Below are 12189 nucleotides of genomic sequence, written 5' to 3' on the forward strand. Positions count from 1 at the left end.
AAAATTCCACTTCAGCCTATCTTATAATAGGGTGGATAGCTGGCTTTTTAAATAAGTGTTTCGTTTTTCGAGAAAATCGCAAATCCACTCGGGTTCACCATCAAACTGTTCAATATGGTCTTTTATATACGGATCATCGACGACATGCGGCCGCAATTGCTGATAAAGTTGCTCCGCTTTTGGCCTCATAAACTCCACCGTGAATTCATGGTCTAATGTATGTTTCATGATGTCATAATACATTTTTCGGAAGCGCTTTATATCTAATAATCGAGCGGTTAACGTATTAAATCCTTCGATACGTACGTAATCATAATCCATTTGTTTGCCGTTAATATCCCGTCCCCAAGTAGCGTCAAAATCCCACGGAATGATTTCAAATAAACCGGAATCTGGATTGCGATATAACGCGTAATTGTGAACGAAGCCATCGAAATTTTGCGTGCAAACAACTCCCGCAAGCCAGCGCAAATATTTATTGACGTCCAAAAGCTTTGACATGACAGATTCGTACTCATATTTTGGCGTTGTGTTTAATTTGAAAATGAATTCCTCCAGATATCGGTGATCCTCCCAAGTTCCCAGCTTCCTTTCATAGCCCGCATCTAAAGCAGTTTTTGGTTTTTTGTCAAACGATCCAATCAGCGAAAAATTAGCGTTATCATCAATTGCATAAAAAATAGGTCCTGCCGGCAATTGCCGTTTTTTTAAGAAAAATTCATCGACCGATTCTAATTGAAGATAAATTCCTTCATGCTTTCCATTGATCGATAAAAGAACGTGCCGGGAAGAAGGAGAAAGGACGCCAAGTGCCGAGAAAAAATCGAGGGAAAGTTTATTTCTCATGAGAGAAGGGTCTTTATATTCCGCATTCAAGTGAAGTTCATGAACTCCATGAAAGAAGTAAGGTTTATAAAACGAGATAAAATAGGATTTTTTCTTAAATTTGCGAATGTGTGAGCCTCGATAGCTTATATCGATATGAAATTTTTTTTGAAACGTAAATGTGGCAGGAACAAGGTCATCGTTCCAGATGTCGCGGCGCAGCTCCCGCAAATCATTAGGATGGATATAAATCGCATACAGAGGCAGCTGACTAGTGGACATCTATCATTTCCTCCCTCTATAAATGTTCAATAAATCCTATGTGAATGGTAAGGCGCTTGTTACTCTAGGCATTTATCTATTTTTGTAAAAAGCAAGACAAGTGTCTAAGTCAACATATAGTCGCACAACGTACATTGTTTATAGGCAAAGATAGATGACCGCCAATTATCCTTACTCTATCTTTCCGAAAATGACATATATTAGGAGGTCAAAAAATGAGCGTTTATACGCAGGATGACATTCAAAAGGCTGTTAAAGAACTTGAGACGGAGGGCTTAGAGGACTTTTTATATCAAGAGCCGACAGGCCGCAAGCACAGCTCAGGCCATAAGCACAGCTCAGGCCGCAAGCACAGCTCAGGCCGCAAGCACAGCTCAGGCCGCAAGCGCAGCTCAGACCATAAGCACAGCTCAGGCCGCAAGCGCAGCTCAGGCCATAAGCACAGCTCAGGCCGCAAGCACAGCTCAGGCCGCAAGCACAGCTCAGGCCGCAAGCGCAGCTCAGGCCATAAGCACAGCTCAGGCCGCAAGCACAGCTCAGGCCGCAAGCACAGCTCAGGCCGTAAGCACAGCTCAGGCCGTAAGCACAGCTCACACCGCACGAGCTGCTTCCGCCCTCGCAGAAAACGAAGATACTGGCGTGACAGTAATATGCATACGTTATGGTTAGAATTAGATGATTGACATGTTATAAGATTCCATATTTTCCTATATTACAAAAATAGGCGATGATAACAAAGACGTCGCCTATTTTTACTCTCTTTTAAAAGGATTTGTAATAGCTTATATGACGAATTTTTTATTAATAAAACATTGTTCTAAATAAACAGATTAAAAAAAGAAAATGATTCACTAAGATACGTTGATTTTCCATGGCAAAAATATTTCGAAGTATTGTGTAGATTCAAGGCATATAGTTATAATGTAAACACAAAAATTATTTTGGTTAACAATTGGGGGATGAGGATGAAAAAGCACATTCAGTCAGAGCTTCAACGATTAGAAGAAAAGACGCAAAGACGCATGTTGAAGAATGTATCTTCTTCGGATGGCACATGGATCGTCATGAACGGAAAGAAGATGTTAAATTTAGCGTCGAATAATTATTTAGGACTAGCGAGCGACGAACGATTGATCGAAGCGGGATATCAAGCAATGCGTACATACGGTGCGGGAGCTACTGCTTCGCGACTTATTGTCGGCAATTATGAACTATATACGAGAGCCGAAGAAGCGTTAAAAAAATGGAAAAAGGCAGAAGCAGCGCTCATTTTCAATAGCGGATATACGGCCAATCTCGGAATCATTGCGGCTCTGATTGGCCGCGATGATATTGTGTTTAGCGATTGGCTCAATCATGCGAGCATTATTGATGGAATCAGATTAAGCGGGGCGGAACGATATCGTTATTATCATAATGATCTCGATCATTTAGAGTCATTATTGAAACAAGCATCTCCGCATAAACGAAAATTGATTGTCACCGACTCGATTTTCAGCATGGATGGGGATATGGCGCAGTTAGAAGGATTAGTAACATTGAAGAAACGTTATAACGCCATCTTAATGGTTGATGAAGCGCATAGCAGCGGCATTTATGGAGAAAGAGGTGAAGGTCTTGTTCACCATCTTCATTTGCAAGATCAGGTTGACATCCAAATGGGCACCTTCAGCAAAGCGTTAGGCAGCTTTGGCGCTTATGTTGTGGGAGAGCAATGGCTGATTGATTATTTCATTAATACGTCGCGCAGCTTTATTTTTACGACCGCTTTGCCTCCGGCTGTTCTTGGTGCAATTGAAAAATCGATGGAGATTGTTCAAAAGGAACATATAAGAAGGCAAACGTTGCAATTTTACAGTCATTATTTTCGCACTGAACTCCAAAAGTTAGGATTTGACATTGGAAAAAGCACGACGCACATTGTTCCGATCATCATCGGATCAAATAAGCAAACGGTTCAAATGAGCGAGCGGCTTCAGGAACACGGAATCGCCGCGGTAGCGATCCGGCCGCCAACCGTTCCCGAAGGCACGTCCCGCATCCGCTTCTCTCTTTCTTCCTCTTTGACGAAGGAAGAATTAGATTGGGCGCTCGAACGGATTGCAAAAGTAGGAAGAGAAATTGGGGTGATAACTTAAGATGATTGTGCGGATTGTTCCTCCAACTTTTGACTGATATGATGGTCATACGAATCGTCTATAAAAGTTACACCCGCGCTCCGATGCCGCATGTTGTTTGAGTTTCTATAATCAACAATAAATAAGGCAGAGGAGCGTGAGATGATGCTGCTTATTCATGATGTCATTCATAAAATGATTTATGATTTGGAAAAGAGCTCAGATGTACTAAACTACAATCAAAAAAGCCGCTGAAAGTCCAGCGGTTTTTTTACATATCGGCCATCTAGCTGGCCATACTAACAATAGGTGATGGCAAATGTACACAAAAGCGGAGTTGGAACAGTTTGTTGAACAAGCAAAACAGTATGCGCGTTATGGAAAAGTCGCCGATTACATTCCCGCTCTTGGCAAAGCGGATCCAAACGATTTGTCTATCGCTATTTACTTGCCCGACGGCAATGTCATCGATGCGGGGGATACGACTCATAAAGTGACGCTCCAAAGCATTTCGAAAATTATTGCTCTCGCCCTTGTCCTAATGGACCGTGGGGAACAAGAAGTGTTTCGGAAAGTAGGCATGGAGCCGACGGGAGATCCATTTAATTCAATTGCCAAACTGGAGGAAGTGCAGCCGGCAAAGCCGCTCAATCCAATGATCAACGCCGGGGCGCTTGCGGTGACGCATATGATTGCTGGTGCTTCCGTCGCGGAGCGGTTCGAGCGGCTTTTGCAGTTTGTCAGGAAACTGGCGGGAAATCCGACGATTACATATTCGCAAGAAGTGGCCCAGTCCGAATTTGAAACGGCGTTTTTAAACCGCTCGCTCTGCTATTTTCTCAAGCAGCATGGTATCATCAATGAAGATGTCGAAGAGCTAATGGACCTTTACACAAAACAATGCGCGATTGAAATGACGTGCATCGACTTGGCGCGAATTGGTCTTGTCTTTGCGATGGACGGATGCGACCCGTTCACTGATGAACAGATGATGCCGCTTGATGTCGCTCGCATTTGCAAAACATTTATGGTCACGTGCGGCATGTACAACGCATCAGGTGAATTTGCCATCAAAATCGGCATTCCCGCAAAAAGCGGCGTTTCGGGCGGCATCCTCGCCGCTGTCCCAGGCCGGTTTGGCATCGGCATTTTCGGTCCTGCATTAGACGACAAAGGCAACAGCATCACTGGCATGAAACTGTTAGAACTGCTTTCAAAAACGTATTCGTTAAGCATTTTCTAAAAACAAGGGGGGAAACAAATCATGAAAACATTTACGGTTCAATTTCACCGCGAAGATGAAGTAGAAGCGATGAAAGTGCAAAAACTAAACCAACAAGACTTTGACAAAGCAACCGAAGGCGGAACAAGGCATTTATTTGATTTGGATACAAATATCGGCTTTTTCGTCTTTTTTGATGCCGAGGACGCAGAGAGAAACGTTTCGTATCTCGTTTTGCAATATGAAGAAGACAATGAAGACCCAAGCGCGTGCTACGGATTTGAGCTGAAAGATTTTTACGAATTCGTCGCACTTTACTTAAATGATCTAGAATTTGGAGATGAGGAAGAAGTCGACGAAGAAGAACAATACGGTCCAATTCACCATTTGGCACATCTTCTTTATCATATTGTGGAAGAAGGAAATTCAATCGAAGTGTAACGAAACGATCCTGGATCACGTGCGATCCAGGATTTATATTGCCCGCTTTTTGCATTTTTCGACACTGCCTCTCACCAGCCCCGCTTATGCCTGTCGATGATCCAATTATTTAGCGCTTCGTTGGCAAAAGTTTTTATCGAAGGCGATTGATTTCCTAAAAAAGCTGCTTTTCAAAGAGGAATTGCCAAACATGTGGTGGGCATAGGGTGAAAAAGGAAGGTGGCGAGGAGGTCTCCGTCCCTCTTTGCCACCTTATTATTGCAACTGACGTCATATTGCTTGCTTCTCATATTTTTCGGCATTGCCTTTCAATAGTTTCAACTCCTGCCCATCGATGCTTAAATCAATCAGCACCCCATTGAAAACATCTTCATTTGTCTTTTTATCATTCGACTGCAAATATCGTACGCGATACCACTTTTGTCCGTATTGAAAATACATATACCGCCCTTTTGCAAAGTCAAACCAAAACTTAACCCGTTCTCCGTTCACTGTTTTCCAGACGTAGCCCCATGCCCTTTTTTGAGGGAAATTTGTCATTTTTGGTCGGCCTGAATTGATAACTTTGTAGAATAGCTTGTTTTTCACATCGTACAGTATCATGATCTGCTGCCTCCTTTTATCATCTATTACTACATATATAGAAGCAGCGACAGAAAATTAGACTTCTTTTTTAGAAAGTAGCGGCATGTGTGCAGTTCCTATCAGGCATGATCTCATGCACATATCCTGTTGATTGCTCCCTTTTGTTGATTAGCTCCATAATCATGCGCACGAAAAACGATAGGATAAAGATGGTTATAAACGAATACATCCATGTCCATGTATGATAGTTAATTAAATCTGTATATTTTTCACTTCCAGCACAAGTAGACAAAAGATGCGCTTATTGATCTCTAAATACGATCATGCCGCAAATCATCGGAATGATCATTAACATTGCGACGGTTAGAGTAGGTATCGGCAGCCGGTTTGCGAATATTGCACCCATCTCTCCCAGAAAACCGCCTATAATAAAAGGAATGGCGGTTTTTGTCTTGTCCGCATTTGGTTTTGCGTCAACTACCCAACGGCTAAAGCCGTGGGCTTGCAACTAGCCTAATTGGCTGCCGCGTTCGGCTGGTTGACAGCAGCCCTGCGGATGTTTTCCGCAGCCACGTTGTCGGCAGGGGCAGCGTACCCACAAGCTCGACAACAAAACTGATCCCTTGACGGTCTGTTTTCTTTGGCCACATGTCCGCAAACCGGACAGGTGCGGGAAGTATTTTTGGGATGAACCAATACCACCGGCACGCCAGCGATCGCCGCTTTATACTCAATAAACTTTCTCAACTGATAAAAAGACCAAGAAGAGTGTTGACGACGCTGTTGCTTTTTAACCGTTTTCTCGGTGCGTTGGCGGATGCCCTTTAAATCTTCAAGGGCAATGCCGCATCCGAGTGCCTTTGCCTTTTCAACAATCTTCTTGCTAATGCAGTGGTTCACATCACGGGCAAATAGTTTTTCCTTCTTGGAACGCTTTTTAAGCAGGCGTTTCGCTGACTTGGTGCCTTTCTTTTGGAGTTTGGCGCGAAGTTTCGCATGGCGGCGGCGCAGCCCGTTGACCTTCGAGCCGGAAAATACCTCACCGGTGCTATCGACGGCGATATTAATGATGCCAAGGTCCACACCGATAAATCCGTTTTCGGAATTGGGCTGGCCTTCGGGAACGTCCACCACGAGCAGTAAATAAAAAATACCGTTTTGAAGGACTAAATCGGCTTGACCCCGAACACGGTTGCCGCACAGCAAACCTTGATGGTAGCGGCTAATGACCATAGGGATTTCCATTCTTCCTTGCAAGGTAAGGATGGAAGCATACTCTACCCCTTTAAAGGACAGGATTCTTTCATCATACACGATGGCACCGGTTTCTTTAAAGTTATGCAAGGTTTTTTTATCCAAACGATAGCTTTCCGACACTTTGCCGATGGCACGAACGGTCATTTGGGCAGAGAGGCCAAATTTTTCCCTGACGTCATAGTAGCAAAGCCGCTGGATTTTCGTTTTGGAAAAGGTTCTGGAGCGAAAAGCAATCTCGCTAATATAGTTGCATGCTTGGTTAAACCGTTTCATTGTTTCCAGCAGCGCATGAAACTGTTCAAGAGTTGGCATTAATTTAATCTTGAGAGTGCAGAGCATTCTTGATTCACCTACCTTTCTAAATCCAGTGTACTTATATTGAACGAAAAATTCAATATATACTAAAAATATAAACCCCGCCTTCCTCCCACAGCTAAAGCAGTGGGCTTCCAGCGGATGTTCTCGTGAATGGCTTCGTTTATATGTCCGAATGCATTATCAAAGTGTTCTACAATGATAAAGAAGACACCCTTTATGAATTGACCATTATATATTTGCCCGAATCCAGGCATCAGTAATGAAAATAAAGCAGCAATGTTTCTCATCGTATCCCCTTTCGTTTTCTAGCAGTGGAAATCATCATCGTGTGTTACTTATATTTCCTGATGAGCGTGTACAGTATGTATATAATGTTTCGGTTTGGATGCGAATTTTTTCATTCATGGATACCGCGTTGTCCAAAGTCTCAATGAGACGTGTTGATGAACCATAGATACCATTTATGAACGATTCATCCCATTTTTTCTCCAGCATTCGCTTTCCTATTTACTTACGTTGATAAATGTTGCTGTTTTGGTGTTAGAGTTGAAAAGGAGAACTTGAATGGTGCATTTTCTAGATTGGCGGTGATGTCATCCAATTTCCCAGCCCATGTGAGATTATCTTGTTTGAGAGTTGGATAAAGAAGAAGTCGCCAACTAATAACATTGATCATAAAGACAAATCCTTTAAATCGATTATCGTTTCCCAAAGACGATGATTCATTTTTCGATAGAGGGCAGAAAAGTGCACATTTCAAACAAGAGAAAAATCTTGTAGAATATGTAAAGAGAAAATAAAAATAGGAGAGGGTATCATGCCAGTATACAACAAACTTGTCCGTGATAAGATTCCACAAATTATTGAACAAACGGGAAAGACATTTACAACGAGAATATTGGAAGATGACGAATATCGTAAAGAGCTGCGAAAAAAAGCATTTGAAGAATTAGAAGAATATATGAATGCGAGTGATAATGAAACAGCGCTGGAAGAATTGGCGGATGTGCTGGAAATTATTCATGCTCTTGCCGAATGCCACGGATCGTCGATCGAACGCGTTGAACAAATTCGAGCGGAAAAAGCAGAGAAGCGGGGAGGATTTAAAGAAAAAATCTTTTTAGTCGAGGTACACGATGAGTAAGGTCGAATTAATTCAACGCAATCTTATCGAAAAGATACAGGAACATATCGAAACATCGTCAACCATATACATACTAACCTCGTTCGTGATGAAATCGGGTGTCCGCCTGCTGAAAGAAACATTGAAAAAAGCGGCGGAACGAGGGGCGGATATTAAAATTTGCGCTGGCGATTATCTCTTTGTCACCCAGCCGGAAGCGCTTCGTGAGCTGATCTCTATTCATCCGGACATCGAGATACGATTATGGCGAAGCAGGGGAGTATCTTTTCACCCAAAAGCATATTTATTTGAAAATACAACAAGCGGCTATTTTATTGTCGGTTCCTCCAACTTGTCGAAATCGGCGTTGACAGAAGGGATCGAATGGAATATCGGGTTGGACAAAAGCGTCGATGAAAACGTATTTGCAGAGTCAATGGAAGAGTTTTTGAAGCTGTTTTACGCTGATGAAACAGTACAAGTGAACGAAGAGACGTTAAAGGACTATGAAAAGCAGTATCATGACTATCACCAACGGCATCCGAATCTCGCGCGAACGTGGGCGGAAGCGGAAGAAGTTGAATTAATGCTTCCATTGGATAAAGCGGAGACGGAAATCAATGAACGTGATCATGACGTAATTTACGATCCAGCAACGGTTACATACGAAACGATTCGACCGCGCTTTGCCCAAGTGGAAGCGCTCGAACGGCTAGAAGCGACTTATGAAGAAGGCTACGATAAGGCGATGGTCGTCATGGCGACAGGGCTTGGGAAAACGTATTTGGCAGCGTTTTTTGCCCGCCGTTTTCAAAAAGTACTGTTTATTGCGCATCGTGAAGAAATTCTTCGGCAGGCAAAACGTTCGTTTCAAAGGGTTATCCCGAATAAAACATTTGGCATTTATGACAGAAATAAGAAAGATAAGGATGCCGACATTATTTTTGCCTCCATTTTTACGCTAAGCATGAAAAAACATTTAAAAGCCTTTTCCAAAGATGCGTTCGATTTAATTATCATCGATGAATTTCATCACGCCGCGGCGCGTTCTTACCAGCGGGTGCTTGACTATTTCGAGCCAAAATTTCTGCTTGGCATTACCGCAACTCCAGATCGAAATGACAACAAAGATGTATATGCGATTTGTGACGGAAATGTTGCCTACAAAATTGATTTTATTGAAGCGGTTCAGCGCGGATGGCTTGCCCCATTCCGTTATTACGGGGTCTACGATGATACGGATTATTCCAAGATCAAATGGCTCGGCAACCGCTATGATGAGGCAGAACTGCTTCAAGTGCAGCTAAGGGAAGAAATGGCGGACAAGATTTTAAAGGCATGGGAGAAATATAAGAAAACAAGAACGCTTGTATTTTGTTCATCGATCAAGCAAGCCGACTTTTTATCGGAATATTTTCGAAAACGAAATTATCGAACGGTCAGCCTTCACTCCAAACAAACAGATATTCCGCGTGATAGGGCAATTGCAATGCTGGAAAAAGGAGAATTGGACGCCATTTTTACGGTGGACTTATTTAATGAAGGTGTCGATATTCCATCGGTGGATACGTTGCTGTTTGTCCGGCCGACGGAGTCGCTTACCGTGTTTACCCAGCAAGTGGGCCGCGGACTTCGGCTGTATGAAGGAAAGGATTATTGCGTCATTATCGATTTAATCGGAAACTATCGCAATGCAGACGTGAAATTAGCGTTGTTTGATACGGAACGTGGGGAAGGTAAAAAGAAAAAAGCGTCACTGATCCCAACTGTTCCAGAAAATTGTTCGATTCACCTCGATGTACGAGCAATTAATCTATTAGAGGAAATGCGGAAAAAACGCCAGCCGCGTCGTGAGAAACTATTATTTGACTATCAACAACTAAAACAGGAACTCGGTTATCGCCCGACATACTTGCAGCTTCATCTCTATGGAAGAAGTGAGGCGTCTGAATATAAATCAGAGTTTAAATCGTATATCGGGTTTCTTTATTGGGCTGGGGAGCTGTCAGAACGAGAGAAAGAAATTTTCTCAAAGTATGAATCATGGTTAGTGGAAGTAGAACGCACTCCGATGACAAAAAGCTACAAAATGGTTGTTTTACAGGCGATGCTTCAACGGGGTTCTTCACGATGGCATTTGCCGATTACGCCGCAAGAGGCAGCACCATTTTTCCATCGCTATCTAACCGAGAAAGAATACCGGAAGCGCATTGATTTTTCAGACAAGGAAACAAAACGGCTATGGGTTTACGATGAAGAAAAAGTAAGCAAACTTATCGCTAGAATGCCGATGACGAAATGGAGCGGGAGTTCAAACGGACTTCTTTCCTTTGACAACAATGTGTTTTCTTTAACATTTTCCATCGGACCGGAAGACGAAGAGATTTTATACCAATGGACGAAAGAGATTTGTGAGTATCGGTTGCATGTATATTTTGAAAGGAAAGACAATAAAAAAATAGAATAGTTTTGTATTTTGCATGCTGTCTTTTAGGATGGAGTCGCTTTTTTCATTATACATTGGCAAGACAAGAGCATAACAATTTCAGGCAAATCGGAGCTAACGAAATATTAGGAGATGATTCTCCAAGAGTGTCAAAAAGCGGATGCGCAGCGACAGAAACAAAAAATACATAAAAGTAGAGTGGTTATTTTGCTCCACTCTACTTTCTATTTTCTCCTAACCCTTACACGTTGTGACGAGTTCTTTTGTGATCATGTTATTTTCGAACACTGCTTCAAGCAGTAGCACAGTTTCAAGCGCTGCTTTGTAGTCAAGCGTTTCGAGTTCAGTATGTTCGTGCTCATAGCCGACAGATAAGTTGACAGATGGAATGCCGAATTCGGCGAAGACTTTGGCGTCGCTTAGTCCGCCATGGGTCATTTTCCAGTCGGGCATGCCGGCGAGCGCTCCGGCTGTTTCGAAAATGCGGCCGTAATTATCATCGCAAAATGGCACAATGCCAGCGTAAGAAGTGACGATGTCGCGCATTCCTCGTCGGTCAACGACAATCGCGGCATCGACGTCTTGCAAAAATGTTGGGTCGATGTTACGCGAGCCGAGGCAGCCGATTTCTTCTTCGATGGCAAGGAAGATTTTAAGCGTTCTTTGGAAGCGGGAATGGCGAATGAAATCAAGTATTTCTAAGATGACCGCGATCCCCGCGCGGTCGTCGGCGCCTAAGATGCCGCGCGAGTTGTTTAATACCGTTCCGTTTTCGATAATCGTGCGTTTCGGTGAAAACGGGCGAACCGTATCCATATGGGCGGAAAGCAGAATCGTCGGGCCGTTTCCGCAATAAACCGCGGCAAGCAAGTTTCCGTAATCGTCGATTTCGCGCCAATCTGTTTTTTGTTGGAGCTTTCGATAGAGCATTTGCCGAATCATCGCTTCTCTGCCGCTTTTTCCGTTTATGGAAAGAAGGGAATATAGGCGATGTTTGAATGTTTCTAAGCGATACGTCATTAGCAGCTCTGGATTCCGCCAGACGTTGTATAACCGTTCGGCCATCGTTAAAAGGTCATCGATGTGTCCACGCTGATAGAATAAGGTTGCTTTTCTTTTTTCCGCTTTAATTCGAATTTGCTGCGGGGTGCAAGCCCGGATGATGGCGAGCTGCTGGGCGGATAAGTCGTTGAGAAAATAAATCGTTGCCGGGCGAACTCCCTCTCCGTCGCAGCTGTAAACGGTGTAAATATGCATCATGTTCAGCCAGCGGACGATGCCGCGGACGTACGGATCGATTTGAATGAGAGGAAGTTCGTTTTTCGTCGGGTCGACCAGCGTTTCTTTTCCTGGAATGTCATTACGAAAAACCATCTGTTTGGCGGTTTGTTGGAGCGCTTCCATCCAGTCCGTTTCGGAAATGGCGTCAAGGTGCTGGCGTTGTTGGATGAGCGTTGCGAATGTTTGCGCAAGCCATTGTGATGTAATTCCTGTTTCCTCATCTTCCGGATGAAATCCGTGCCGAATCATGAGTTTCGTCCATTTTTCCATACTATCCATCTCCTTTTCAAAT

General features: G+C 43.3%; 12 protein-coding genes and 1 pseudogene. 6 read left to right on the forward strand and 7 right to left on the reverse strand.

All coding sequences use genetic code 11. The features are described from left to right. Positions 1-21 precede the first annotated feature (21 nt). Positions 22-1107: a CotH kinase family protein gene (locus FNL97_RS06945; RefSeq protein WP_143415269.1), complete on the reverse strand. Its 1086-nt coding sequence runs from the start codon at positions 1105-1107 to the stop codon at positions 22-24. A gap of 215 nt (positions 1108-1322) precedes the next feature. Here FNL97_RS06945 and FNL97_RS18840 point away from each other — a divergent pair, with 215 nt between their 5' ends. From FNL97_RS18840 to FNL97_RS06960, 4 genes are all read left to right on the forward strand, one after another. Then, positions 1323-1790 (forward strand): CotG/ExsB N-terminal domain-containing protein, encoded by a 468-nt coding sequence (locus tag FNL97_RS18840; RefSeq protein ID WP_502707799.1) that lies wholly within the window; start codon positions 1323-1325, stop codon positions 1788-1790. A 282-nt stretch (positions 1791-2072) separates the two neighbouring features. Next, positions 2073-3245 carry an 8-amino-7-oxononanoate synthase gene (gene bioF, locus FNL97_RS06950; RefSeq protein ID WP_143415270.1) on the forward strand — a complete coding sequence of 391 codons (1173 nt, stop codon included), beginning with the start codon at positions 2073-2075 and terminating at the stop codon, positions 3243-3245. Between the two features lie 298 nt (positions 3246-3543). After that, the gene (gene glsA, locus FNL97_RS06955; RefSeq protein WP_015864197.1) at positions 3544-4467 is read left to right on the forward strand and encodes a glutaminase A; all 924 of its coding nucleotides are present in this window, start codon (positions 3544-3546) and stop codon (positions 4465-4467) included. A 21-nt stretch (positions 4468-4488) separates the two neighbouring features. Continuing rightward, positions 4489-4887, forward strand: a complete 399-nt coding sequence (locus tag FNL97_RS06960) for a cytosolic protein (protein WP_143415271.1) — start codon at positions 4489-4491, stop codon at positions 4885-4887. Between the two features lie 270 nt (positions 4888-5157). Here the strand turns inward: FNL97_RS06960 and FNL97_RS06965 are convergent, their stop codons facing one another. From FNL97_RS06965 to FNL97_RS18845, 5 genes and pseudogenes are all read right to left on the reverse strand, one after another. Next, complete coding sequence (locus tag FNL97_RS06965) at positions 5158-5490, reverse strand: hypothetical protein (RefSeq protein WP_015864195.1); 333 nt, start codon at positions 5488-5490, stop codon at positions 5158-5160. A gap of 70 nt (positions 5491-5560) precedes the next feature. Further along, positions 5561-5743 (reverse strand): annotated as a pseudogene (locus FNL97_RS18340) (hypothetical protein); the annotation flags it as partial. 242 nt (positions 5744-5985) lie between these two features. Next, a complete protein-coding gene (locus FNL97_RS06980) occupies positions 5986-7068 on the reverse strand; it encodes an RNA-guided endonuclease InsQ/TnpB family protein (RefSeq protein WP_143415273.1) in 1083 nt (360 codons plus the stop codon). A gap of 62 nt (positions 7069-7130) precedes the next feature. Next, positions 7131-7334 (reverse strand): hypothetical protein, encoded by a 204-nt coding sequence (locus FNL97_RS06985; protein ID WP_143415274.1) that lies wholly within the window; start codon positions 7332-7334, stop codon positions 7131-7133. 224 nt (positions 7335-7558) lie between these two features. Continuing rightward, positions 7559-7723, reverse strand: coding sequence for a hypothetical protein (locus tag FNL97_RS18845; protein ID WP_502707800.1), 165 nt, complete (start codon positions 7721-7723; stop codon positions 7559-7561). Positions 7724-7864: 141 nt separating this feature from the next. Here FNL97_RS18845 and FNL97_RS06990 point away from each other — a divergent pair, with 141 nt between their 5' ends. Together FNL97_RS06990 and FNL97_RS06995 are read left to right on the forward strand one after the other, a co-directional pair. After that, positions 7865-8191, forward strand: a complete 327-nt coding sequence (locus FNL97_RS06990) for a nucleoside triphosphate pyrophosphohydrolase (RefSeq protein ID WP_015864194.1) — start codon at positions 7865-7867, stop codon at positions 8189-8191. Beyond that, positions 8184-10637: a DEAD/DEAH box helicase family protein gene (locus tag FNL97_RS06995; RefSeq protein ID WP_143415275.1), complete on the forward strand. Its 2454-nt coding sequence runs from the start codon at positions 8184-8186 to the stop codon at positions 10635-10637. Before FNL97_RS06990 ends, FNL97_RS06995 begins: the two co-directional genes overlap by 8 nt. Before the next feature lie 213 nt (positions 10638-10850). Here FNL97_RS06995 and FNL97_RS07000 read toward each other — a convergent pair whose 3' ends face one another. Next, complete coding sequence (locus tag FNL97_RS07000; protein ID WP_143415276.1) at positions 10851-12167, reverse strand: M20/M25/M40 family metallo-hydrolase; 1317 nt, start codon at positions 12165-12167, stop codon at positions 10851-10853. Between the last annotated feature and the right edge of the window lie 22 nt (positions 12168-12189).

Source organism: Geobacillus sp. E263, assembly GCF_007197795.1.
In the GTDB taxonomy this organism is placed as follows: Bacteria; Bacillota; Bacilli; order Bacillales; family Anoxybacillaceae; genus Parageobacillus_B; species Parageobacillus_B toebii.